Genomic DNA, 23913 nt, shown 5'->3' on the forward strand with positions numbered 1-23913 from the left:
GTCGCCCTCAGGCCGGTCGGCGGGCCTCGTCGACGAGGAGGACGGGGATGCCCTCGTCCACGCGGTAGGCCAGGCCGCAGCCCTCGTCCGTGCACACCAGCTCCTGGCCGACCGGCCCGGTGGCGTCACGCAGCTCGGCGCGGCACTCGGGGCAACGCAGGATCTCCCGCAGCCACGGCTCGATCGTCGACTCACTCATCGCGTCTCCCGGATCATCATCAGGACATCGTCTCGCACCCGCGCCATCGTGTCCGCATCGGCGGCCTCGACGTTCAGACGCAGCAGCGGCTCGGTGTTGCTCGCTCGCAGGTTGAACCACCACATCGGCTCCTCAGCGGTGTGCCCGTGGGTGATGGTCAGCCCGTCGAGGTCGTCGACCACGAGGTCGTCGCGACCCGCGACGTGCGCGCGGACGCGCGCGGTCACGTCGCTCGCGTCGTCGACGCTGGAGTTGATCTCGCCGGAGGCGATGTACCGCTCGAAGGGCGCCATGACCTCGCTCAGCGGTGCGTCCGACTCCCCCAGCGCGGCGAGGACGTGCATCGCGGCGAGCATGCCGGTGTCGGCGAACCAGAAGTCGCGGAAGTAGTAGTGCGCTGAGTGCTCACCGCCGAAGACGGCGTCGTGCTCGCTCATCACGCCCTTGACGAAGGAGTGTCCGACCCTGGTGCGGACCGGCCGGGCGCCCTGCTCGGCGATGATCTCCGGTACGGCGGCGGAGGTGATCGCGTTGTGCACGACCGCGACCTCCCCGGCCGACCGGCCGCCGGCGATCTCCCGGGCGATCTCCCGGTGGGCGATCATCGCGGTGATCGCGCTCGGGCTGATCGGGTCCCCGCGCTCGTCGACGACGAAGCACCGGTCGGCATCGCCGTCGAAGGCCAGGCCGATGTCCGCCCCGTGCTCGCGCACGCGCTGCTGCAGGTCGATGAGGTTCTTCGGGTCGAGTGGGTTGGCCTCGTGGTGGGGAAAGGTGCCGTCGAGCTCGAAGTACATCGGGTCGATGGTCAGCGGCAGGGGCGCACGTCCTTCACCGCGGCCGAGGACGGCCGGGACCGTGAGGCCACCCATCCCATTGCCCGCGTCGACGCTCACCCGCAGCGGTCGGGAGCCGCTGAGGTCGACGAGACCGCGGAGGAATCCCGCGTAGTCCGCGAGCACGTCACGCCGGGTCACGCTCCCGGGCGTCACACCGTCGAAGGCGCGCACCCCGCGATCCAGGTGTGCCTGCGCGAGGTCGCGCACCTGGGTCAGACCGCTGTCCTGCCCCACCGGTCGGGCGCCGGCACGGCAGAACTTGATGCCGTTGTAGGTGGCGGGATTGTGGCTCGCGGTGAACATCGCCCCGGGCAGGGCGAGGGCGCCGCTGGCGTAGTAGAGGCCGTCGGTGCTCGCGAGGCCGATGAGGATCGCGTCGACGCCACGCGCGGTGACGCCTCGAGCGAAGGCGCCGGCGAGGTCGGGCGAGCTGGGCCGCATGTCGTGCCCGATGACGACCGCCGGCGACCCCTCGGACTGGGCCACCACCTCCGCGAAGGCGGCACCGAGGGCGTGGGCCACCTCGGCATTCAGCTGGTCGGGCACGAGCCCGCGCACGTCATAGGCCTTGACGAAGTCGGCGAGGGTCGGTTTCACACGCATCAGCCTAGTTCGCGTCGACAGGCACGTGCCGCGAGGCGAGGAAGGGGGATCAGTCCCGGTCGCGCAGGACCCTCAGGTGACCGCGACGACCGGTCTCGGTGACGCTGTCCGGCTCGCGCCGCGCGGTCGTGGGCCGGCCCGCAGTGCGCTCGGAGTCGGTCCTCGCAGCGGGCCTGGCGCGGACGGCCTCGGCGATCGCGACGAGGTCGTCGCGGCTTGCGGGCGCCGGTTGGTCCGTGGCCAGCCTGACGACGTCCCAACCGCGCGGAGCGGTGAGCCGCGCGGCGTGGTTGTCACACAGGTCGTAGGCGTGCGGCTCCGCGTAGGTGGCCAGCGGCCCGAGCACGACGGTGGAGTCCGAGTAGACGTAGGTGAGGGTCCCGGCAGCCGGTCGCGGGCACGCGGCACGAGAGCACTGTCGGGAAAGAGTCACCCGTGCAGGGTAGGTCACGCTCGCGCCCCCCTCGAACACCGGCACGCCTGCACGGCACCTACGATCGTGGTGATGAACCGCCACCGGGATCGTCGGGGACGCGGGATGCGCGGGCCGCTCGCCCAGCCCGACGTCCCTGCGATGGTCTCGCGCGCCCGGGCCTTCGACCACCTCGTCATCGACATCGCCCACCGCTACCGGCAGGTGCTGGGGCGGCGCTGGGAGCGGGTGGAGTTCGCGGTCGAGGAGATCCCCCCGTCCGACCCGGCTGCGTGGGAGGACGGGATCCCCCTCGCCCGGCTGTGGCCCGCCGAGGGCCGGATGCCGGCGCGCATCGTCCTCTACCGTCGACCGATCCTCACCGCGGCGCGAGGCGTCGACCACGCCGTGATCATCCACGACGTCATGGTCGAGCAGATCGCACTCCTGCTCGGCGTGGATCCTCGGGAGATCGACCCGGGCCGGTCATGACCTCAGCGCTGGTGCACGACGTCGATGTCGCGCATGGCGACCCGCAAGGGCAGGACGGGCAGTGACGTGGCGCGGGGCCGGCCCACGCCCTCGCGGCCGATGAGGAGGACGGCCCCGTGCACCGAGCCGCTCGTGGGGCGCACCCACACGGCCTCGGCCGCACCCACGGGCATCGCTGTACTGTGCCCCTCCTCCAGGGAGACCTTCTCGGTGCTGATGCGTCCATCGCGCTGGATGAGCACCTCCGCCTCGGCCGGTCCGTCATCGGCGGTCACGTCGAGGTAGCGGCGGACATCGCTCGGGACCTCCGCCGGGAGGGCCACGCCACCGAGGGTGGCGAAGGCCGGGGTCGCGACCGACCACGACATGTCGCTCTCTCCCCCGAGTCCGGCGCTGCGCAGGTGGGCGGCGGCGATGACCGGCTCGTCGGACTCGACGACCCAGGGGTGCACGCCGTCCACCTCCGGGAGCTCGACGTCGACGACCTCGCCCGCCGGGACGGTCACCACCTTCGCGCCGCGGGAACCCCCGGTGCCGACCCGACGGATCTCGACGACCGCGTCGCTGTCCCCGGGAGCTGCGATGACCATGCCGCGCTCGTCGCCGTCGACGTTGGCGGGGAGGACCTGACGGTTCGCCGGCTCTGCCGTCGGGGAGACGGTCTCCACCCCCGCCGGGGTCAGACCGTCGAGGTGTCGGTCGACGATCGTCGGGACGACGAGTCCTCCGGCACTCTGCACGTGCACGGCCTGCGGGTCGTCCGTCCCGCCGATCCCGTCGAGCAGGACGACGCTGCGGCCGTGGGCCGGGACGACGACGGACCGGTCGGTGTCATCCCCCTTCGCGCCGAGCACGTCGATCCGGGCGTTGACCGCATTGCCACCCGGGTTGGTCACGACCAGGTGCTCCTGGCGCCCCTTCTCCCCGCCGCCGGCGATGAGCCAGGCGTCAGCGGTCGGCTTGGTGCACGGCAGGGCCGCGAGCCCGCTCGCCTGCTCGCCACCGGCCAGGAGGGCCTGCCCGGACACCAGACCGGGGGCGCGCTCCTGCGTCCCCCGAGCCATCACGGGGTCGCCGAGCTCGTCGCTCGTCTCGGACGTCGGGCCGCTGGCGGGCTTCTCGTCGGCGGTGGAGGGCGGACCGGACAAGGAGGACAGGGTGACTCGGCCGGGCTCGTCCGGCGGGGTGATGACCCCGTCGAGCACCTCGTCAGGAGCAGCCTGCACGGAGACGGAGCCGGTCACCTCGACCGGGGACTCGTCGTCACCGTCCGCAGCGAAGGGGTCCCCCGGGCAGTAGTCCGTGGCGCTCGTCGCGGCAACCCGCTCTGCCGTCGGGGCCGGCGAGGTTCCTGCGGAGACCGATCCGAGACGATCCGCCCCGAGCACCACTGCAGCAGCGAGACCGCCGACGGCGGCGACGCGGGCGACCGGCTGGGTCCAGGTGCGGGTCATCGGATCTGCTCCTCGTCCTCGAGGTCGGGGCGCCGCTCGGTGGGCAGGGCGAGGTAGAGCGCGAGCAGGAGGGCGAGCCCCTGGATCAGCTTCCAGGGCAGGTGCCCGGCCCCGACGTCGATGCTCACCTCGTCGGTCCCCTCCGGCACGTCGTAGGTGGGCACCGCGCTGTGGGTGCCGGCCTGCAGCAACTCGCCGTCGGCACGTACCTGCACGCGATCGCTCCAGTCGAGCGACTCGGCCACGGTCAGGCGCTCGCCGCGGGGGGCATCGACGGGTCCGTGGGTGTCGGCGTGTGCCCCCGTGCCGCGAAGGGGGTCGCTGGAGTCATCGGTCGTCATCCGGGCCCGCGACGGCGTGGAGCCGTCGGTGACCGGCGAGCGCACGGCCCAGGTGGTCGTGCCGGCACTCGAGCCGAGGCGGGCCAGACCGGAGGACGCGTCCACGAGACGACGACTTGCCTCGGTGGGCTCGACGACGACGAGGTGGGACACCCCGTGCTCGGCGAGGATGTCCGCGGGGTCGCGCGTGCCCTCCCCCTGGCCGAGGACCTGGGCCACTGCTCCGGCCACCTCCTCCTCTCCCGGGACGGGCGGTTGCTGCAGCGGGAGGTCCCGGACGAGGTCGCCCGGCTCGTCGCCGACCAACTGGTAGCGCAGGCCCTCGTCCGTGGACTCGACGACGAGGGCGCGAGCGGCCGTCTCCCCCTCCGCCGCGGAGATCGCCACCAGCGGGCGGGCATCACGCCAGGTCGTCAGCTCATCACCGTAGGAGTGCTGACCGACGACGACTCCGCTGCCCACGGCCGCGACCGCCAGGGCGAGGACGGGCACGGCAAGGAGAGATCGGCGGCCACCGTGGCGCAGCGTGTCCGGCAGGACGTCGGCGACCAGCAGCACGGCGGTGAGCGCGGCGCCGATGACGACGAGCTGCCCCAGGCCCGCCCACGGGGTGAGCGCGGTCCCGGCGTCGGCGGTGCCGGCGGACGCGTGACCGATGACCAGGTGCGGGGCACCCACGGCCCAGACGAGGCCGACGACGGCGAACCCGGCAGCACCCCAGGAGGCGCGACGCGCGCCGGGGACCAGGAGGGCGAGCAGCCCGACGGCGAGGATGCCCGCCGTCCACCACGTCGTGGCCGCCCCGCCGGGCAGCTGCCCGAGCGCGAGCTCCCACGGCGGGAGGTCGACGGGGGTGTCCGTGAGCCCCCACCCGGCCAGCAGCCGCCGCGGGTCGGCCTTGAGGGTGAGCAGCCAGGGGCCCGCGAGAAGCACGGGGGTGAGGCACAGCACGATGCCGCGGGCGCGCTGGGCGGCGCTCCCCAGGAGGAGGTGGGCCAGCCCGACGAGGACGACGACGACCCCGGCGACCGGCGCGACCGTGCCGAGCAGGGTGCCCCAGAGGGCGGTGCGCACGGCATCGCTGAAGGGGGTGTGTCGCCGTCCGACGCGGACGAGACCGGCGGCGACCCGGGGCAGGAGGACGAGGACGAGAAGGGCGCCGATCCGCCCTTCGCCCACCGCGAGCGCGGCCGGGGCAGAGGTCACCCAGGCGAGCGCGGCGACGGCACGCACCCACCGGCGCTCGGTGAAGGTCGCGGCGCTCGACCAGGCCACGACCGCGGCCAGCGGGAGGGCGAGGATGACGACCACCGACAGCACGATCCCGGCGGGTGAGTCGGCCGAGCCGAGACCCGGGACCCAGCCGACGACCGCACTCAGGCCGGCGAGGACCGCGACCGCGGGGGACTGCTCGATGCCGTTGCCCCAGCCCTGGCCGTGCCAGGCCATCCACCACGCGTCCCACAGCTGGCCGCCCGTGGCCCGGCCACCGAGGAGCTCACCGCCGACCAGGCCGGCGTCGGCCCGGTGGCGCAGCTCGCCGGTGATGGAGCGCGCGGCCCAGGCGGACATGACGGTGGCGGCGATGGTGAGCCACAGGAGGGGATGTCCGAGCAGGCGCCCCCTGCCTTCGGTCTCCAACGAGCGAGCGGCGACGCCGTCGTCCCGGCCGACGGACCCGCGGCCCTCGTCGGCGAGACGGTGGCGGGCGGCCCGGGGGGTGACGAAGAGCGACTCGAGGTCGTCCCGGCCCACCTCGCGCGGCGCCCGCCCCCGCAGCCGGGAGCGCAGCAGGCGCGGGTCGAAGACCGCCGGGACGCTCGTCAGCTCCGCAGCGCCCATGGCCGGGCGTTTGAGGCCGATGAGGGCGAGGCCCCCGAGGACGCTGCTCAGGGCCACCCACAGGGCGAGGAAGGGGGCGACCAGAACGTGCGCGCGGGTCAGGGCCGCACGTCGGGCCTGGCGACGGTGGGCCGTCGTGGGGTGGCGGTCCGCCGTGGTCGGCGCGATCGCGACTGCGGCCGTCGGGACGAGCACGACGCGACGCCCGGCCCGCTGGGAGCGCCAACCGAGGTCGAGATCGCCGCCGAAGTCGCCGAGTGTCGGGTCGTGGCCGTCGAGACGATCGAAGGTCTCCCGGTCGACGAGCAGCCCCTCGAGCGGGGCGGCGATGGCGTCGACGTCACCGTCGTACTGGCCCTGATCGGTCGTGCCGGCCCGCGGCTCCGGGACGATCCGCCCGGTGCGGGTGACCTGGAGGCCGAGCCGCACGATGCGTGTCGGGTCGTCCTCGTCCACGAGCTTGGGCGTGGCCATGCCCACGCCCCGACCACTCGCGGCCACGAGGCGACGCAGGGCCTCGGGGTGGGGTCGGCTGCGGGAGGTGAGCACCCAGACGAGATCTCGCCCGACGGTGGTGCGCGGCAGGTTGTCGATCATCGCCGGGAGGATCCGGCGCACGCCACGACGGGGGCCGAGGGTCGTGGTGAGGACGTCGATCCCGGCCTGGTCCACCGGCGCGAGGAGATCGCTGGTGTCACCGAGGCCGTCGAGTGCGCCGTCGACCAGGAGCAGTCGGTCAGGGCGTCGATCCTGCGCGAGGAGGGCGCGGAGGGTCTGACCGGTCCCTTCCCTGGTGCGAGCCACGAGGACCGCCGTGACGGTCATCGGTGGTGCTGTCGTCCGCCGGGAGGGGGAGGCAGAGGACATGGTGCGGGGTTGCGACGTCACGACCTCGCCGACAGTCAGACTGCGCGCTTCTTGAGCTTGCGACGCTCACGCTCGGAGAGTCCGCCCCAGATCCCGAAGCGCTCGTCGTGCTCGAGCGCGTACTCGAGGCACTCCCGACGCACATCGCACCCGGTGCAGACCTTCTTCGCCTCGCGCGTCGATCCGCCCTTCTCCGGGAAGAAGGCCTCCGGATCCGTCTGCGCGCACAGCGACCGCTCCTGCCACGACAACTCCGTGAGCTCGGCGTGCTCGGACAACCCGTCGGAGAGCTCGTCCCCGGTGATCAGATGAAGTTCGTGCATGGTCCCTCCTCGACCTCGGCACTCGACCCGTACTCCATGTCTCACCGAAAACTCCGGTACGACATGTCTGTAATTACATGCGTGTCATGCGTGCGCCGTCAAGCCGAACCGGCTAGGGAGCGCTGAACGGTCGGCCGATGCGACGGCAGGTCTGCGGGCCTGAGAACATGGGCCCATGCGCATCACCGTGATCTCCGGGGGTGAGGCCGGTGCCCACTTCACCCGTGGCCTGCTGGAGCACCTCGACAGCACCCCCGACCTCGCCGGCAGCGAGGTCACGGTCATCGCCAGCACCGGTGACGACATCTCGCTCTGGGGCCTGCGTCTGTGCCCCGACCTCGACCTGCTCGTGGACACGCTCGCCGGCGTGGACGCAGGCGCCGCAGGCTCCGACGTCGTGCGCGCAGAGCTCGCGGCCCTCGGTCTGGAACCGCAGTGGTACCCCGTCAGCGACCGCGCCCTGGCCACGCACCTGGCCCGTACCGCGTGGCTCTCCCGGGGGGAGACGCTGACCGAGGTCACCACCCGGCTGGCGGAACGTCGCGGCCTGTCCGCCCGCGGTGTGCGGATCCTCCCGATGAGCAATGTGCCGGTGGAGACGCACGCGGTGCTCGACGGGCCGGAGGACCAGCAGGCCGTCCACGTGCAGCAGTGGCGCCGCGACCTCGGCGCCCCCGCCGCCACGCGCTTCGTCGTGGCGGGGATGGACCGTGCTGTTGCCGGCCCCGACGTCCTCGAGGCGATCCGTGGCGCCGACCTCGTCCTGCTCCCGCCCTCCGACCCGGTCCTCGGCCTGGGCATCGTCCTCGGCGTGCCCGGGGTCCGAGACGCCCTGCGCGGCACCTCGGCCCCCGTGGTCGGGGTCAGCCCGGTCACCGGATCCGCCCCGGTCCCCCAGGCATTGGCAGCCTCTCTGGCCACGGTGGGGGTGGAGCCGACGGCGGCAGGGGTCGCCGGGCTCTACCGCGATGTCCTCGACGGGTGGCTCGTCGACCCGTCCGACGGCGGCGCCCGTCCCACGGGTGGCCGGTGGACGCTGCGCACCCACTCCGGCCCGATCGACGCCACCGACTCGGCCGACCTCGCTGCGTCGGCCCTCTCCCTGGCCGACTCCCTTCGCTCCTGAGGCGTGGGGCGGCTGACTGCCCGGCCCCGGGTCCGGATCAGAAGCGCGTGGGCAGGTGGCCAGGAAGGCTGCGGCGAGGGCCGCGGCGTTCCCGGGGCGCGGCGAGGGTGATGATCCGCTGAGCGCGGTAGCGATGGCCCGAGTACGGCTCGAGCAGCTCGGCCATCCGCGCATCGTCCCCGATCCTCCCGTCCAGCGCGAGCGTCACGTGCGTGGCCACGTGATAGTCCCCGAAGCTCGGTGAGTCGCTGTCGCCGAGTGCTCGCTGAGCCACCTCCGCGGCGGTCCACACCCCGACGCCCGGCAGCGAACGCATCCGGGCACGGGCCTGGGCCAGCGGCAGGTCGGCGCACTGGTCGAGGCGGCCGGCGACGCGCATGGCCGCGACCACGGTTCGCGACCGCGAGCCGTCGACCCCGGCCCGGAGCCACTCCCACGAGGGGATCCGTGCCCACCCCGCCGGGCTCGGAGGACACCGCATCCCCAGCTGCGCGCCCGGTCCGGGAGCGGGCGTCCCGAACCGCCGCACGAGCTGGCGCTGGCTGCTGAAGGCCTCGCGGCCGGTGACCTTCTGCTCGAGGACCGAGCACACGAGCATCTGCGCGACGAGTCCGTTGGCGGCGACGCGCCACCCGGACAGCCGGGGCCAGGCACGGGCGACGAGGTCGTGCCGCGGGAGGAAGCCACTCGGGTCATCGCGTGCACCGAGCAGGTCCGGCACCCGCTCGAGGACCCAGTCACCACCGTCCCCCCACGCCGAGGCGAGGACCTCGTCCCCGTCCTCGACCAGTTGGAGGGTCACCGGACCCTGCGGCGTCGTCCACGCGAACCACCAGCCGTCGTGGCGACGGGCGGACGTGGGATCACCCGCCCCCCGGACGAAGGGGGCCAGCGTCCGGTCCACGTCGAGCGGCGTCGGCGGCCGGTGTCTGCGGGTCCTCACCAGGACAGCCTGCCGGTAGGTTGACGACGATGCGACCGACCGAGCGCGTGCTGGACTTCTTCGCCGTGCCCGCGGACACCGAAGCGGTGCCGGGTGGGCAGGGCCACAGTGTCCGCGCCGGCGACCTCGTCCTCTCCCCCGGCCGCGACCCGGTGCTCCAGGAGGCCCTCAACCCCACCCTGGCTCGGCTCGCGGTCGACCTCGACACCCGCCCAGGGCGTGACCACCGGGACTTGCGGATCGCGATGCCCGTGCCGGCCCGCGACGGCAGCTGGGTCGTCGACGGGTGGGGTGCGACGCGCTACGAGCCGGGTACCCGGACCCTGACGGATCTCGCCGCGACGCTGGCCGTCGGAGCGGTGCTCCACGCGGAGCTCGCTCGACTCGTCACCGACTGGCCGCCCGCCGAGCGGGCGCCTGCGAACCGGTGGGCGCAGGCCGAGCGGATCGCCTTCGGCGAAGCCCCTGTCCCCGACGATGTGCTGGCCCCCGACGGGCAGCACCTCCTGCGAGCCCTGGCGGAGCATCGCGACGCGACCCCGCTCGGTCCGCGCCGGCTCGTGCACGGTGATCTCGCGGGAAACGTCCTCCTCGACCCCGACGGCGCTCCGGTCGTCATCGACGTTGCGCCCTACTGGCGCCCGACCCTCTGGGCCGAGGCCACCGTGGTGCTCGACTGTCTCCTGCGGTTCGGTGCCGACCCCGCCGTCATGGAGGAGTGGACGGATGGTCCGTCCGGTCAGGCGATGACCCGGTCCGCGATCTTCCGTCTGCTCAGCGACCGCCCGGCCGACGTGCCGCTCTTCGAGTGGGCACTGGCTCCGCTCCTCGCCTCGATCAGGGCCTGAGCCCCGCTCGCTGTCCGGCGCGGCATGCGGGAGTCCCCTGGCAACCGCCCCCTTCGTAGGGTGGGTGCATGCTCACCCCTGCCGCAGTCCTCTCCGCCATCAATGCCCGGGACTCCGCAGCCCCGAGGATCACCTGCTACGACGACGTGCCCGGACCGACCGCCGGCGAACGCATCGAGCTGTCGGGTCGGGTGCTCGGCACCTGGGTGAGCAAGGCAGGCAATGCACTGCAGGAGGAGTGGGACATCGAGCCGGGCTCGGTCGTGCACCTGGCGATGCGACCGCACTGGCGACTCCTCTACTGGACCTGGGCGGTGTGGTCCGTCGGCGCGCACGTCGACCTCGACGGCGAGCTCTCCCCCGACCTCGTGATCACCGACGACCCGGACCGGCTCCCCGGCGGTGGGCCCGCCGTGCTCGTCACCCGCGGGGCCCTCGCCCGCTCCGCTGGAGTCGACCTTCCCGAGGAGGTCATGGACGAGGCGGCAGATCTGGCGTCCTTCGGGGACCACTTCGACGCCTGGCAGGAGCCGTCCGTGGACGACCCGGCGTTGACCATCGATGGCAGCGTGCTCACCCACGGCGGCGCCGTCGCCTCTGTCGTCGCCGCCGAGACGGTGCCGACGGGGGCGCGTCTGCAGCTGGTCGACCCGGGCGCCGGAGGGCTGGTGCGCGGCGCCCTGGCCGCGTGGGCGGACGGCGGCTCCCTCGTCGTCCACCTCGGCGCGGTCACCACGGAGACCGTCGAGCACCGGGCACACAGCGAGGGCGTCACCGCCGGCTGATCGTGGACCAGCCGCGGTGACGCCCTCTCCCGGCGCTGTCATCGGTCAGTGGCGAGAGCGGACCTCGCGCTCGAGCGCCTCCCACGTCACCGAGCCGACATAGCCCGTGCGGGTCAGTCCGTGCTGCTTCTGCACTGTCTTGATCGACTCCTCCATGGAGGCGTCGTAGGTGCCGTCCGCGGGCAGACCGAGGTAGGTCTGCAACGCCTCGACGGCGGGTCCGGTCGAGCCCGGCTTCAGGACCGTCGTGCGGTACTTGAGGAAGGGGTACTTCTTCTCCTCGAGGGCATCCCACGTCGACTCGTCGACGATGCCGGTGGGCTCGAGACCGGTGGACCGCTGGAAGCTGCGCACCGCCTTCGTCGTCCCGTGGCCGAAGGCCCCGTCCACCGCAACGCCGCCGACGGCCCTCTGGACGGACTTCACGCCCCTGCTGCGGGAGCCCTCGGCCAGAACCGTGGACTTCAGCGGCGTGAACTCCGTGTCCGTCTTGACGGTGGTGGCCGCCGTCCTGCTCGAGGACGAGGTCGACGTCGGCTCCTTCGTGGGGGTGCTCGACTTCGGCGCCGGCGTACTCGTGGGGGTGCTCGACTTCGGCACCGGCGTACTCGTGGGGGTGCTCGACTTCGGCGCCGGCGTACTCGTGGGGGTGCTCGAATTCGGCGCCGGCGCGAGGCTCGATCGCGCCGCCGACGCGGTGCTGCCGTTCTTCACGTACGGCTCACCCTTGAGGGCCTTCCACACATTCGACGTCACGAACCCATCGACCCGCAACGACTTCTTCTTCTGGAACGCACGCACCGCCTTGTCCGTACCGGAGCCAAACACCCCGTCGGCCGTCAGACCCAGGATCTTCTGCAGCTCCTTGACCGCGGCACCACGCGACCCCTTGCGCACCGAGTCCGGAATCGTCACCGCAGGCTTCGGCGGCGTCCCGTTCTTCACATACTTCTCACCCTTGAGGGCCTTCCACACATTCGACGTCACGAACCCATCGACCCGCAACGACTTCTTCTTCTGGAACGCACGCACCGCCTTGTCCGTACCGGAGCCAAACACCCCGTCGGCCGTCAGACCCAGGATCTTCTGCAGCTCCTTGACCGCCGCACCACGCGACCCCTTGCGCACCGAATCAGGAATCGTCACCGCAGGCTTCGGCGGCGTCCCGTTCTTCACATACTTCTCACCCTTGAGGGCCTTCCACACATTCGACGTCACGAACCCATCGACCCGCAACGACTTCTTCTTCTGGAACGCACGCACCGCCTCGTCCGTCCCCGGACCGAAGACACCACTGACCCGCATGTTGAGCAGGCCCTGCAGCTCCTTGACCGCGGCACCACGCGACCCCTTGCGCACCGAGTCCGGAATCGTCACCGCAGGCTTCGGCGGCGTCCCGTTCTTCACATACTTCTCACCCTTGAGGGCCTTCCACACATTCGACGTCACGAACCCATCGACCCGCAACGACTTCTTCTTCTGGAACGCACGCACCGCCTTGTCCGTACCGGAGCCAAACACCCCGTCGGCCGTCAGACCCAGGATCTTCTGCAGCTCCTTGACCGCCGCACCACGCGACCCCTTGCGCACCGAATCAGGAATCGTCACCGCAGGCTTCGGCGGCGTCCCGTTCTTCACATACTTCTCACCCTTGAGGGCCTTCCACACATTCGACGTCACGAACCCATCGACCCGCAACGACTTCTTCTTCTGGAACGCACGCACCGCCTCGTCCGTCCCCGGACCGAAGACACCACTGACCCGCATGTTGAGCAGGCCCTGCAGCTCCTTGACCGCGGCACCACGCGACCCCTTGCGCACCGAGTCCGGAATCGTCACCGCAGGCTTCGGCGGCGTCCCGTTCTTCACATACTTCTCACCCTTGAGGGCCTTCCACACATTCGACGTCACGAACCCATCGACCCGCAACGACTTCTTCTTCTGGAACGCACGCACCGCCTTGTCCGTACCGGAGCCAAACACCCCGTCGGCCGTCAGACCCAGGATCTTCTGCAGCTCCTTGACCGCCGCACCACGCGACCCCTTGCGCACCGAGTCCGGAATCGTCACCGCAGGCTTCGGCGGCGTCCCGTTCTTCACATACTTCTCACCCTTGAGGGCCTTCCACACATTCGACGTCACGAACCCATCGACCCGCAACGACTTCTTCTTCTGGAACGCACGCACCGCCTCGTCCGTCCCCGGACCGAAGACACCACTGACCCGCATGTTGAGCAGGCCCTGCAGCTCCTTGACCGCGGCACCACGCGACCCCTTGCGCACCGAGTCCGGAATCGTCACCGCAGGCTTCGGCGGCGTCCCGTTCTTCACATACTTCTCACCCTTGAGGGCCTTCCACACATTCGACGTCACGAACCCATCGACCCGCAACGACTTCTTCTTCTGGAACGCACGCACCGCCTTGTCCGTACCGGAGCCAAACACCCCGTCGGCCGTCAGACCCAGGATCTTCTGCAGCTCCTTGACCGCCGCACCACGCGACCCCTTGCGCACCGAGTCCGGAATCGTCACCGCAGGCTTCGGCGGCGTCCCGTTCTTCACATACTTCTCACCCTTGAGGGCCTTCCACACATTCGACGTCACGAACCCATCGACCCGCAACGACTTCTTCTTCTGGAACGCACGCACCGCCTCGTCCGTCCCCGAACCGAAGACACCATCGACGGGCAGCCCCAGGATGCGCTGCAGCTCCTTGACCGAGTCTCCGGTCGACCCGCGACGAACGGAGTCGTAGCTCGTGGGCTTCGTGGAGTCCCCTCGAGCCGGGATCTCGCCCAGCGCGACCATCTTGTTCCACGTGGCCGAGTCGAGCACACCGGTCGCTGACACCCCGTTCCTGCGCTGCCAGGAGATCAGGGCACTCTTCGTCCCGGGGCCGAAGGCCCCATCGGCCGTCACACCGAGGACCTTTTGCGCGAGCACGACGTCGGGACCAGCCGCACCTTCCCGCAGGGTCGGATAGGACGCCGGAGGAGTAATGGGGACGGTCGGACCGCCCGGCCCGCGCGTGACGTCCATCCACGGCTTACCCGTCCACCACGACGTGCGCTGCATGGCGCCGTCCCAGCTGAAGCTGAAGTGGATGTGGTCCGTGTGCGGGCTGACGCCGTTGTAGGGGCGCCACCCGGAACTCATCTGGTAGGTGCCCCAGATCTGCCGGTCCCAGATGATGTACATGATCCCGAAACGGCGCGCCATCGCGGCCGGACGCCCTTGGGCATCGGGGGCGAGCAGCCAGGAGATCACCCCGTCGGCAACGGCCCTCTCGTGGGGGTCATAGGCATTGAGCATCCAGTCGAGGGCTCGGCCCTCGGAGTGTTCGGTCAGGCCGTAGTTGCACTGACGAGAGATGCCGTAGCTGTACTCGTCGTAGTGGTTGGCCATGAGTCGGGCGAATGCCGTGACGCCGGGCTTGGCGGTGGGATCGCACACGGACTGGGGCACGTACGGCGACGCGATGTCGAGGCCGCTGGGGAGGCTGTTGTTCGTCGGAGGGCTGGGAACGGCGGCGCGAGCGACGTTCCCGGTGGCGAGGGGGAGGGTGAATGCCGGGATGAGGACGGCACCGACCATGCGGACGGAACGTGACACGCGTCTGCTCCTAGGTGGCGAAGCGGGCAGGGGTGGCCCGGTGTGGGTGTGGTGGCCCCAGTCGTCACACGAGGCTCATGCGACTCATAAATCAGGCCCGACACTCTTATTCCATGAGTCACACAGAACACGCCAGACCCATGCGTGGAATTACGTCCCTGTGATTTCTGCTCGATCCCGACCGGCGATCGTCACGGTCGACCGTGCGCCTCGTCCTCCCGTGCCCCGAAAGCATGTGCCGGGGCCACACCACGCCCCCGGACCCGGACAGTTAGTGTCGAGGCATGGACAAGGTCGTCTCCTCTCCCGCCGAGGCCGTCGCGGACATCCGCGACGGCGCCACTCTTGCGGTGGGCGGCTTCGGGTTGTGTGGTATCCCGAGCGTGCTCATCGACTCTCTGCGCGCATCGGGGGTGAAGGACCTCGAATGCGTGTCGAACAACTGCGGCGTCGATGACTGGGGACTGGGCGTGCTCCTGGCCGGTGGCCAGATCCGCCGCATGGTTTCCTCGTACGTCGGCGAGAACAAGGAGTTCGCCCGGCAGTACCTGTCCGGTGAGCTGGAGGTCGAGCTGACCCCGCAGGGGACGCTCGCGGAGAAGCTGCGTGCCGGGGGCTCCGGCATCGCCGGCTTCTGGACCCGCACGGGCGTCGCGACCCAGATCGCCGAGGGTGGTCTGCCGTGGCGCTACGACTCCGAGGGCGAGGTCGCTCTCGCCTCGCCGCCGAAGGAGACCCGAACCTTCACCGTCAAGGAGCGCACCCGCGAGGGCGAGTCGCTGCCCGTCGACCACGAGTTCGTCCTCGAGGAGGCGATCACCGCCGACTTCGCCCTGGTCCGCGCGTGGAAGGGGGATCGTCACGGCAACCTCGTCTTCCGCACCACCTCACGCAACTTCAACCCCCTGTGCGCCATCGCCGGTCTCGTGACGATCGCCGAGGTCGAGGAGCTCGTCGAACCCGGCGACATCGAGCCCGACGACGTGCACCTCCCCGGCATCTACGTCCAGCGGGTCGTCCCGCTCACACCCGAGCAGGCCGCCGACAAGCGGATCGAGAAGCGCACCGTCCGCGACGAGAAGAAGGAGGCCTGACATGGCACTCACCCGCGAAGAGATGGCGGCTCGCGCAGCGGCCGAGCTCACCGACGGTGACTACGTCAACCTCGGCATCGGCATGCCGACCCTCGTGCCGAACTACGTTCCCGACGACGTGGAGATCGTGCTCCAGTCGGAGAACGGCATCCTCGGCGTCGGCCCGTACCCCGGCGACGACGCCGTCGACGCCGACATGATCAACGCGGGCAAGGAGACCGTCACCCTGCGCAAGGGCGCCTCGATCTTCGACTCGGCCACGAGTTTCGCGATGATCCGCGGCGGCAAGGTCGACGCGGCGATCCTCGGGGCCATGCAGGTGGCCGCGAACGGCGACATCGCCAACTGGATGATCCCCGGCAAGATGGTCAAGGGCATGGGTGGCGCGATGGACCTCGTCCACGGGGCGAAGAAGGTCATCGTCCTCATGGACCACACCGCGAAGGACGGAACGCCGAAGATCCTCGAGGCGTGCGACCTTCCGCTGACCGGCAAGGGCGTCGTCCAGCGGATCATCACCGACCTGGCCGTCATCGACGTCACCGACGACGGCTTCGTCCTGCGCGAGCTCGCCCCCGGTGTCACCGAGGCCGAGGTCAAGGACAAGACCGGAGCGAGCCTCGCGGTCGACCTCGTCGGCTGACCCGCAGCACCCGACTCCGCGAGCGAGGCCTGACGTGCGTCAGGCCTCGCTCGCGCGCGTGAGGGTGTTGGGCCCCACCCGGGTCGAGCCGAAGGCACGCAGCCTCGACCAGCGCGGTTGGCGCTGCAGCGCCCCGGTCACGGAGCCCGGTGCACCGGTGGTGACCAGCAGGACGGGTCTGCCGAGGCCGGCCGCCATGGCTGCATCACTGGTGCGGCTTCCGGAGTAGCGCGCGAGGACCGCCTCGGAGCCGGTGAAGGTGTTGCGGAAGTACTCCGCAAGACCAGCGGAGACCTGCGCGGAGCTGGACCCGCTGAAGCGCATGGTGCGAAAACCGTTCGCCGAGAGGTCCCTGCCCACCTCCGAGGACAGCCGTGACGTGGACCCGACCAGTCGGACCGTGCGGACTCCGGCCCTCTTGAGCGCGGCGCGTGACCGCCATCCGACCTTCGTCGGACCGGCCCACACGACGGGTTCGCCGCGCCGGGCCGCAACGGCTGAGTACGCGCCGGCCTCCGGGACGGTCGCTTGGCTGGACGCGCCGGCGACGGAGACCCCACCCCTGGCCTCCATGAGGTCGACGATCGCCGCCGAGGTGGCGTCCTTGTCGGACAGACCGACGCGGGTGACGGTGATGCCGCGTGCCTCCAACTGGTCCACGACGTGCGACGAGACCATCGGCCCCCCGGCGACGAGGTGGGCACGCGTGATCCTGCTGCCACGTCGATCCAGCTCGCGCACGGTCGCCGAGCCGAGTGAGTCACGTCCACTCGTGAGCAAGGGTGCGCCCAAGGCCCCGGCGAGCGGCCGCGCCATGACGAGGTGCGCGACGTCCTTCTCGTCCCCGCTGGCGATGACCACCTCGGTCGCGCCCGCGGGTGCACTCCTGGCGGCGGCAGCGGCCATGCCGGCCACGGACGACCCTGAGGTTCGGGTGGTGGCCCGCCGGAAGGACGCCGAGGACAGGGAGAGCCGCGAGCGCATTTGATCACCGGTCAGGGCGGCACGCGCACCGCTCGCGGACGTGGCGGTGGCAGTGCGCACCGTGTGCGCGCTCGATCGGTCGCTGAGGTCCAGCCGGGCCACATCGCTCAGCCCGAAGGCCTTGGCCACTGCTGTCCCGGAGACCGTCGAGGTCCAGGTCCGTCGGTGGTTGACGGTGGTGGTGCTCCACGGATCACTCGTGCTGCGCAGGTAGGGCACCGGGGCCCCACTGAGCCACACGTCCTCGTTCGCCACGGTCCGACCACCACTTGAGGAGGAGTAGTAGGCGTCGATGATCTGGCCGCCGTACCGCGGAACGTACCCGGCGCTCGAGTGTCCACCCGCACGCACGGCAGCCCGCCACCGGGGCCACCACGCGGCCTCGTCGGCCCCCGGCACCGGCCCGTAGACCTGATCGGCGTGACCATTCGTCACGTGGCAGGCGCAGGTGCTGCGGATGCCGCCGGCCACCTTGCGCAGCGCGTAGGCCCGGGCCGCGGCCGCCTGAGCCTCCTGCGCGGCACCCGGCCACGACCACGGGACCTCTCGCACCTGGTCGAGGTACTCGTCGGCCAGGCGCAGCTGCAGCACTCCCTCGAGGGTCGCCGCCCCCGGCGTCCGTGAGACGACGAAGGGAGCATGCCGATAGCGCTTCGCCCCGTGCACCATCTCGGTCCGGTACTCGTCCCAGGTCACGGTCACCGAGGTGCCGCTGACCGATGACGGCGAGCACGAGGTGCACGTGGCGACGACCGCGCTGCCGCGACGGTTGAGGGTGACCGGCTTCCCTGCGACGGTCGACAACGTGCGGCCCCCGGCACTCACGGTGAGCTTGCCGCCCTTCGTCCGCACGGAGCGCCCGCTGATGGTCGCCGTGGAGGCACTCCGCAGGACGTTGACATGGATCGCCTGCGTGTCGGGCACCGCGTCGTACGTGGTGCCTCGGTAGTAGAAGGCGAGGATCTCCCGCGCGGAGCGGCCGGCCTCGGCCTGGGCCCGGGCGCCGTACTGGCTCATGCCGACGCCGTGCCCGAAACCTGATCCGGAGAAGGTCCACGATGGGGCGCTCGCGGCCGAGCCGGTCGTGGACGACGTTGCCGCGCGTGCCTCGTCGGGCGGACCGACGGGGACCACGGACGCAAGGACCACGGCGAGCACGATGAGCAGGACGAAGGCGACGTGTCGCGCCCCGGCGTCGCGGGGCATCATTTTCATGGAGGGATTATGGACATGCGGACGAGTCCGGCGCCAGCCCCTTCGCGAGCCGCTTCGGGCTGGTGATGAAGCCAATGCCCCACGCCCAGTGCATCGTGGCGATGGCGATCGGGACGCGCGCCCGGACTCGGCCGGGCTCCCCCGCCGAGATCAGCCACCCGCCGAGGCCCACCGCCGCGGCGTACCCGGACGGGACCAGCAGGGCCGGTCGCCAGCCGATGCCCATCGCCGTCGCCGCGACGACACCGACGACCATTGCGGGCGGCGCCAGGTAGCGGGCATTCGCCGTGCCCGGATGCTGGCGGGCGACGACCCTGCGCCACCGACCGTAGCCTCGGTACTGAGCGGCCAGCGAGCGCACCGTCGATCGCGGGCGATAGGTGACGACGAGCTCCGGTGTGAACCAGACCAGGCCACCGCTGGTGCGGATGCGGTGGTTCATCTCCCAGTCCTGCGCCCGTTCGAAGTGCGGGTCGTAGCCTCCGACGCGCTCCAGGGCCGCCCGGCGGAAGACCCCGAGGTAGACGGTGTCGGCCTCCCCCGCTCCTCCGCCGGTGTGGAACCGGGCGCCTCCGACTCCCAAGGCGCTCTTCATGGCGCAGGCGACCGCCCGCTCGAGGTCGCTCTCCCCAACGGCGTTCATGACTCCCCCGACGTTGTCCGCGCCCGTCTCGTCGAGGGCCGCCACCGCGCGGCTGAGGTAGTCGACCGGGATCTCCGCGTGGGCATCCACCCGGGCCACGACATCCCCGCTCGAGGCGAGGATGGCAGCGTTGAGCGCGTCGGGGGTCCGCCCCGACGGGTTGGGCACGGTGCGCACGCGCGAGTCTGCGGCCGCGATGGCGGCGGCAACCTCGTCAGTGGCGTCCGTCGAGGGACCGAGCGCGAGGACCAGCTCCAGCTCTCCGGGCCAGTCCTGACCGAGGACCCTCGACACGGAGTCGGCGAGGTGCCGTTCCTCGTTGAGAACGGGCATGATGACGCTGACTCGGGGACGCACGCGCTCCAGTATGGACAACGCCGACCGCGGCTTCCGGGGGACGCGCCGCCGTGGTCATGCGGGTTGCCAGCCTTTCCTCCTATCCTCGACGGCATGCCTGATCGCCCTCCTCGTCCTCGCCGGCCCTCCGACGACCCCTCGTCCCGCCGGAGTGGCGACGACGACGCGTTGGTCTTCGACTCCCGACGTGGGCGTCGCGGAGCAGGCGACGAGACGGCCCGGGCGATCCCCACCGGCAGGCGCGAGCGCCCGGCACGTCCGGACCCCGGCCAGCCCGGCCCCGCGGGTCAGCGCCCCGAGTCCCCGCGCCGACCCGCCGCCGCCCCGCGGCCGAGCGAGGAGCCACGCACCCGGGTGATGCCCGCGGGGACTCCCCCTTCGCGTCCCACCGCCGACCGACCCGGCTCCGGCGGGCCCGGCCGTCCCACGCGACCGACCGGACGGGGTAGGCCCGAAGGACCAGGCGGATCCGCGGGCGCCGGGCGCACGCGACGTCGTCGCCCCGGTCGCACGGTCCTCACGATGCTGCTCGTCCTCCTCCTCGCGTGGGCCGGGGGGATGATCTGGGCGGTCAACTCCTCGTGGAACGAGGTGGACAAGGTCGCGGCCGACCCCGGCGGCGACCGCCCGTCCAGCAAGGGCCGCAACGTCCTGCTCGTCGGCAGCGACTCCCGCGAGGGCCTCACCCGTGAGGAGCGCAACACCCTCGGGACCGGTCACGACACAGGTGGAGCGCGCACCGACTCGGTCCTCGTCCTGCACACCGGCGGCGGCGACTCCACCCTCCTGTCGATCCCCCGCGACTCCTATGTCGAGATCCCCGGGCACGGCATGAACAAGATCAACGCCTCCTTCACCATCGGCGGCCCGAAGCTGCTCACCCAGACGATCGAGCACAACACCGGCCTCGAGCTCGACGGGTACATGGAGATCGGCTTCGGTGGCTTCGCCCAGGTCGTCGACGCGGTCGACGGCGTGAACATCTGCGTCAAGAACGACATGCAGGACGAGAAGGCCCACATCGACCTCACCAAGGGCTGCCAGAACCTCGACGGCAAGACTGCCCTGGGGTACGTGCGGGCCCGCTACTCGGACCCGGAGGGCGATCTCGGTCGGGCCAGACGTCAGCGCGAGTTCCTCGGGGCCCTCTCCGGGAAGATGATGACCCCGGCCAATGTGCTCCTGCCCTGGCGGCTCCACTCGCTCGGCACCGCGACTGCGAGCGCCCTGACCGTCGGTGAGGACGACTCCATGATCGGGACCGCGCGTGCGCTGTGGGCCTTCCGCGGGATCTCCGGCGGGAACGGCAACTCGGTGACCGTGCCGATCTCCAACAACAACCTCCCGACCCCTGCCGGGTCGGCCGTCCAGTGGGATGAGGAGCAGTCGCAGCAGCTCTTCACAGATCTCGACGAGGACAACCCGATCTCGATCGAGCCCGACGACGGCTGATCAGTTCCCGGCGAGCAGGAGCGTCAGCGTGCGGGGACCGTGGACACCCTCGACCCGGCTGAGCTCGATGTCGCTCGTGGCGCTCGGCCCGCTGATCCATGTCTGGGGACGGACGGGGTCGAGGCGGCGCACGGCGTCGGTGACGTCGGCGACGACCTGGTCGGCGCGCACGATGCACACGTGTCGGTCAGGAAGCAGCGTCAGGGCTCGACGCCCCTGACCGGATCCGTGGTCGAGCACGACGGTGCCGGTGGCGGAGATCCCCGCGGCGCAGGTCGTGACGACGACGTCGTACGTCTCGAGCCGCGCATCCGCGACCTCGCCGGATGAGGTCGCCTCACCGCCGACGCGGGCGGTGACGGCCTCGATGACCGCCTCGGGCAGCCCCTCGGGCAGAAGCACCCGACGCGCGTCCCCCAGCGCAAAGAGGACCTGCGACGCCACGTCTGGAGGGGTGCACCGGATGACGTTCGCGCGGTAGTCCTCGACGCGCTCGACGAAGCGGTCGAGCATCTCGGCGCGGCCCGGGGGCGTCACCGCGGGACGGTCCGCAGCCGGGGCGGGTCGAGGCGCGTCGGTCACAGCGGAGCGGACCGCCGCGAGGATCTCTTCGCGTGCGCTCATCGTGACCTCCTGCGCCACCAGCGTCGGAAGGACTCGGTCGGGGGGACGGGCATGTCCCGAGAGCGGGTCCACTGGGCGCCGACCAGAGGCAACCACCCGAGCACCGCTCTGCCGGAACGGTCCTCGCGGCGGCTCAAGCGGCCGAGCACGCGGCCACCCAGTCCGCTGGCGCGTTGCGCCAGGGCGAGGCGCCGCGAGCTGGACAGCGTCCACGCAGCCGAACGCATCGACGCGGCCTCCGCGGAGGGGATCGCGCCGCGGTGGGCATCGACGACCTGGGCACGCAGGTCGACGAGCACGCTCGGGATGTCGATCTTCACCGGGCAGACCTCGTAGCAGGCGCCACAGAGGCTGGAGGCATACGGCAGGGAGTCCACCTGGTCGCTCGTGCCGACCCCCTTGAGGAGCGGCGTGAGGATCGCCCCGATCGGACCCGGATAGACGGACCCGTACGCGTGCCCACCGGTGCGCTCGTACACGGGGCAGATGTTCAGGCAGGCCGAGCACCGGATGCACCGCAGGGCCTGGCGTCCGACCTCATCGGCGAGCGCCCTGGTCCGACCGTTGTCCAGGAGCACGACGTGGCACTCCTGCGGCCCGTCCCCTGCCGTGACTCCGGACCACGTCGAGGTGTAGGGGTTCATCCGCTCCCCCGTGCTCGAGCGCGGGAGCAGCTGCAGGAAGACATCGAGGTCCCCCCACGTGGGGATGACCTTCTCTATCCCCACGACGCTCACGAGGACCTCGGGCAGGGTCAGACACATACGGCCATTGCCCTCGGACTCAACGACGACGAGAGTCCCGGTGTCGGCGATCGCGAAGTTCGCCCCGGAGACGGCCATCCTGGCCCGGAGGAACTTCTCCCTCAGGTGCAGGCGGCTGGCCTCGGCGAGCGCCGCGGGCTCGTCGGTGAGGTCCGCGGGAGCAGGTCGTCCGGCCCGGCCCATCTCCTCGGCGAAGATGTCGCGGATCTCGGTGCGGTTGCGGTGGATCGCCGGCACGAGGATGTGGCTCGGGAGGTCATGGCCGAGCTGGACGATGAGCTCGGCGAGGTCGGTCTCCCACGCCGCGATCCCCTCGTCGGCGAGGGCCTCGTTGAGGCCGATCTCCTGGGTGGCCATGGACTTGACCTTGACCACCTCCTCGACCCCGTGCCCCTTCGCGATGTCGGCGACGATCGCGCACGCCTCCGTGTCGGTGCGCGCCCAGTGGACCGTCACACCGCGCTCGATGAGACGCCGCTCGAGGAGCTCGAGGTGGTCGCCGAGATCACGCAGCGCGTGGTCCTTGATGTCAGCGGCCCGGGTGCGCAGACCCTCCCAGTCGTCGAGCTCGTCGATGACCCGGCTCCGCTTCTCGCGGATCGTGCTCGTGGCGTGGCGGAGGTTGGAGCGCAGTTGCGTATCGCCCAGGGCGGCCCTGGCGGCCTCGGGGAAGGGCGGCATCCCGAGGAAGGTCGGATGCGGGCTCTGCGTGGCGGTCATGCACCCTCCTCCGACACGAGGACCTCGGCGAGGTGCATGGTGCGGACGGGCGCCCCTCTGCGAGAGAGCAGCCCGCCGATCTGCATGAGACAGGAGGAGTCGCCGGCGACGAGGACCTCGGCTCCCGAGTCGATGGCGTGTTGTGCCTTGTCCTCGCCCATCGCGGTCGAGACGTCAGCGTTCTTCAGCGCGAACGTCCCACCGAAGCCGCAGCACTCCCGCTCCTGCGGCAGGTCGACGAGGCGCAACCCAGCGACGCCCTCCAGCAGCCGCCGCGGTCGGTCACCGACCCCGAGCATGCGCAGCGAGTGGCAGGTCGGGTGGTAGGCCACTGTGTGCGGGAAGGAGGCGCCGACGTCCGTGACCTCGAGGACGTCGACGAGGAACTCGGAGAGCTCATGGGCGCGCGGCGCGTGGTGCTCGACTGCGGCCACGAGGTCGTCGTCCGCGCAGCGGCGCGCCACGAGCTCGTGCTGGTGTCGCACGGACCCGGCGCAGGACCCCGACGGCAGGACGACGGCATCGAAGTCGGCGAAGGTGCGCGCGTAGTTGCGCACGAGCGGCTCCGCCTCGTCGAAGTAGCCCGTGTTGATCATCGGCTGGCCGCAGCAGGTCCCTCCGTCGGGGACCTCCACGTCCACACCGAGTCGCTCGAGGAGGCGGACCGTTGCCCGTGCGACCTCGGGAAACATCGTGTCCCCGAGGCACGTGGCCATGAGCGCCACTCTCAT

General features: G+C 71.3%; 20 protein-coding genes. 7 read left to right on the top strand and 13 right to left on the bottom strand.

Features of this window, described 5'->3' with window-relative positions; genetic code table 11:
• Positions 1-7: 7 nt before the first annotated feature.
• The 3 genes from ACR9E9_RS14540 to ACR9E9_RS14550 are packed head-to-tail and all read right to left on the bottom strand — an operon-like array spanning position 8 to position 2074.
• Positions 8-199 carry a Trm112 family protein gene (locus ACR9E9_RS14540; protein ID WP_435199682.1) on the bottom strand — a complete coding sequence of 64 codons (192 nt, stop codon included), beginning with the start codon at positions 197-199 and terminating at the stop codon, positions 8-10.
• Positions 196-1641 carry a phosphomannomutase/phosphoglucomutase gene (locus tag ACR9E9_RS14545; RefSeq protein ID WP_435199683.1) on the bottom strand — a complete coding sequence of 482 codons (1446 nt, stop codon included), beginning with the start codon at positions 1639-1641 and terminating at the stop codon, positions 196-198. The genes ACR9E9_RS14540 and ACR9E9_RS14545 overlap by 4 nt, the downstream gene beginning before the upstream one ends.
• 49 nt (positions 1642-1690) lie before the next feature.
• Entirely contained in the window at positions 1691-2074 is a 384-nt protein-coding gene (locus tag ACR9E9_RS14550) for a DUF3499 domain-containing protein (protein ID WP_435199684.1), read from the bottom strand.
• Between the two features lie 72 nt (positions 2075-2146).
• On the opposite strand from ACR9E9_RS14550, the gene ACR9E9_RS14555 reads away from it, so the two are divergent.
• Positions 2147-2545, top strand: a complete 399-nt coding sequence (locus ACR9E9_RS14555; protein ID WP_435199686.1) for a metallopeptidase family protein — start codon at positions 2147-2149, stop codon at positions 2543-2545.
• A 2-nt stretch (positions 2546-2547) separates the two neighbouring features.
• Here ACR9E9_RS14555 and ACR9E9_RS14560 read toward each other — a convergent pair whose 3' ends face one another.
• From ACR9E9_RS14560 to ACR9E9_RS14570, 3 genes are all read right to left on the bottom strand, one after another.
• On the bottom strand, positions 2548-3999 hold the full coding sequence (locus ACR9E9_RS14560; RefSeq protein ID WP_435199688.1) for a DUF5719 family protein: 1452 nt from the start codon (positions 3997-3999) through the stop codon (positions 2548-2550).
• The gene (locus tag ACR9E9_RS14565) at positions 3996-7007 is read right to left on the bottom strand and encodes a glycosyltransferase (RefSeq protein ID WP_435199690.1); all 3012 of its coding nucleotides are present in this window, start codon (positions 7005-7007) and stop codon (positions 3996-3998) included. The genes ACR9E9_RS14560 and ACR9E9_RS14565 overlap by 4 nt, the downstream gene beginning before the upstream one ends.
• A 77-nt stretch (positions 7008-7084) precedes the next feature.
• Positions 7085-7372 carry a WhiB family transcriptional regulator gene (locus ACR9E9_RS14570; RefSeq protein ID WP_435199692.1) on the bottom strand — a complete coding sequence of 96 codons (288 nt, stop codon included), beginning with the start codon at positions 7370-7372 and terminating at the stop codon, positions 7085-7087.
• Between the two features lie 175 nt (positions 7373-7547).
• Between ACR9E9_RS14570 and ACR9E9_RS14575 the strand changes: the two genes are divergently transcribed.
• The gene (locus tag ACR9E9_RS14575) at positions 7548-8498 is read left to right on the top strand and encodes a 2-phospho-L-lactate transferase CofD family protein (RefSeq protein ID WP_435199694.1); all 951 of its coding nucleotides are present in this window, start codon (positions 7548-7550) and stop codon (positions 8496-8498) included.
• A 37-nt stretch (positions 8499-8535) separates the two neighbouring features.
• On the opposite strand, the gene ACR9E9_RS14580 is transcribed toward ACR9E9_RS14575, so the two are convergent.
• Positions 8536-9441 (bottom strand): DNA-3-methyladenine glycosylase family protein, encoded by a 906-nt coding sequence (locus ACR9E9_RS14580; protein WP_435199696.1) that lies wholly within the window; start codon positions 9439-9441, stop codon positions 8536-8538.
• A 29-nt stretch (positions 9442-9470) separates the two neighbouring features.
• On the opposite strand from ACR9E9_RS14580, the gene ACR9E9_RS14585 reads away from it, so the two are divergent.
• Both ACR9E9_RS14585 and ACR9E9_RS14590 read left to right on the top strand, forming a co-directional pair.
• Positions 9471-10289 (top strand): aminoglycoside phosphotransferase, encoded by an 819-nt coding sequence (locus ACR9E9_RS14585; RefSeq protein ID WP_435199698.1) that lies wholly within the window; start codon positions 9471-9473, stop codon positions 10287-10289.
• Between the two features lie 68 nt (positions 10290-10357).
• On the top strand, positions 10358-11074 hold the full coding sequence (locus ACR9E9_RS14590) for a TIGR03089 family protein (protein ID WP_435199700.1): 717 nt from the start codon (positions 10358-10360) through the stop codon (positions 11072-11074).
• Positions 11075-11119: 45 nt separating this feature from the next.
• Here the strand turns inward: ACR9E9_RS14590 and ACR9E9_RS14595 are convergent, their stop codons facing one another.
• Positions 11120-14686, bottom strand: coding sequence for a peptidoglycan-binding protein (locus ACR9E9_RS14595; RefSeq protein ID WP_435199702.1), 3567 nt, complete (start codon positions 14684-14686; stop codon positions 11120-11122).
• Between the two features lie 284 nt (positions 14687-14970).
• On the opposite strand from ACR9E9_RS14595, the gene ACR9E9_RS14600 reads away from it, so the two are divergent.
• The gene (locus ACR9E9_RS14600) at positions 14971-15780 is read left to right on the top strand and encodes a CoA transferase subunit A (RefSeq protein ID WP_435199704.1); all 810 of its coding nucleotides are present in this window, start codon (positions 14971-14973) and stop codon (positions 15778-15780) included.
• A gap of 1 nt (position 15781) precedes the next feature.
• Positions 15782-16423 (top strand): 3-oxoacid CoA-transferase subunit B, encoded by a 642-nt coding sequence (locus ACR9E9_RS14605; RefSeq protein ID WP_435199706.1) that lies wholly within the window; start codon positions 15782-15784, stop codon positions 16421-16423.
• A 39-nt stretch (positions 16424-16462) separates the two neighbouring features.
• Here ACR9E9_RS14605 and ACR9E9_RS14610 read toward each other — a convergent pair whose 3' ends face one another.
• The gene (locus ACR9E9_RS14610) at positions 16463-18622 is read right to left on the bottom strand and encodes a SpoIID/LytB domain-containing protein (RefSeq protein ID WP_435199708.1); all 2160 of its coding nucleotides are present in this window, start codon (positions 18620-18622) and stop codon (positions 16463-16465) included.
• Positions 18623-18629: 7 nt separating this feature from the next.
• On the bottom strand, positions 18630-19622 hold the full coding sequence (locus ACR9E9_RS14615) for a glycosyltransferase family 2 protein (RefSeq protein WP_435199710.1): 993 nt from the start codon (positions 19620-19622) through the stop codon (positions 18630-18632).
• Positions 19623-20144: 522 nt separating this feature from the next.
• Here ACR9E9_RS14615 and ACR9E9_RS14620 point away from each other — a divergent pair.
• The gene (locus ACR9E9_RS14620) at positions 20145-21074 is read left to right on the top strand and encodes an LCP family protein (protein ID WP_435199712.1); all 930 of its coding nucleotides are present in this window, start codon (positions 20145-20147) and stop codon (positions 21072-21074) included.
• Here ACR9E9_RS14620 and ACR9E9_RS14625 read toward each other — a convergent pair whose 3' ends face one another.
• From ACR9E9_RS14625 to ACR9E9_RS14635, 3 genes are read right to left on the bottom strand one after another with little or no spacing between them, the layout of a single operon-like run.
• Positions 21075-21698, bottom strand: coding sequence for a LutC/YkgG family protein (locus ACR9E9_RS14625; protein ID WP_435199714.1), 624 nt, complete (start codon positions 21696-21698; stop codon positions 21075-21077).
• Positions 21695-23182, bottom strand: a complete 1488-nt coding sequence (locus ACR9E9_RS14630; RefSeq protein ID WP_435199716.1) for a lactate utilization protein B — start codon at positions 23180-23182, stop codon at positions 21695-21697. The genes ACR9E9_RS14625 and ACR9E9_RS14630 overlap by 4 nt, the downstream gene beginning before the upstream one ends.
• Positions 23179-23898 carry a (Fe-S)-binding protein gene (locus ACR9E9_RS14635; protein ID WP_435199718.1) on the bottom strand — a complete coding sequence of 240 codons (720 nt, stop codon included), beginning with the start codon at positions 23896-23898 and terminating at the stop codon, positions 23179-23181. The genes ACR9E9_RS14630 and ACR9E9_RS14635 overlap by 4 nt, the downstream gene beginning before the upstream one ends.
• Positions 23899-23913 lie beyond the last annotated feature (15 nt).

Origin of the sequence: Janibacter sp. GS2 (genome assembly GCF_051200835.1) — a bacterium.
Lineage (GTDB): Bacteria > Actinomycetota > Actinomycetes > Actinomycetales > Dermatophilaceae > Janibacter.